Raw genomic sequence first — 361 nt, 5'->3', positions numbered from 1 at the left:
TGGAACGAGTTATAACTCATACATTATTTTTGGAAGTGAGAAAACCGCTTTAATAGATACCGTTGAACCTCATAAGGGTGAAGAGCTTCTTAGAAACTTGGAAGAATTAAACGTTGAAAGGATTGACTACATAATCTCAAACCATGCAGAACAAGACCATTCAGGAATGATTCCTGAAGTTTTAAAGCGCTTTCCTGAGGCTAAAGTCGTTACTAACAAAAAATGTAAAGCTATGCTTATAGATCTTTTAGATCTTAAAGAAGAAGTTTTTGAAGTCATCGAAGATAGAGGCACAATCTCTTTGGGAGATAAGACTTTACAATTCTTCATGTCTCCGTGGGGTCACTCGCCAGAAACGATG

Annotated in this window: 1 protein-coding gene; it reads left to right on the top strand. The window is 36.8% G+C overall.

Features of this window, described 5'->3' with window-relative positions:
* A partial coding sequence (locus ABGX27_00080; GenBank protein ID MEO2067898.1) for an MBL fold metallo-hydrolase occupies positions 1-361 on the top strand: 361 nt, incomplete at both ends.

The organism is Desulfurobacteriaceae bacterium (assembly GCA_039832905.1).
Classification (GTDB): Bacteria; Aquificota; Aquificia; order Desulfurobacteriales; family Desulfurobacteriaceae; genus Desulfurobacterium.
Note: the sequence above shows the minus strand (reverse complement) of the source record. Positions and strands in the feature narration are given on the sequence as shown.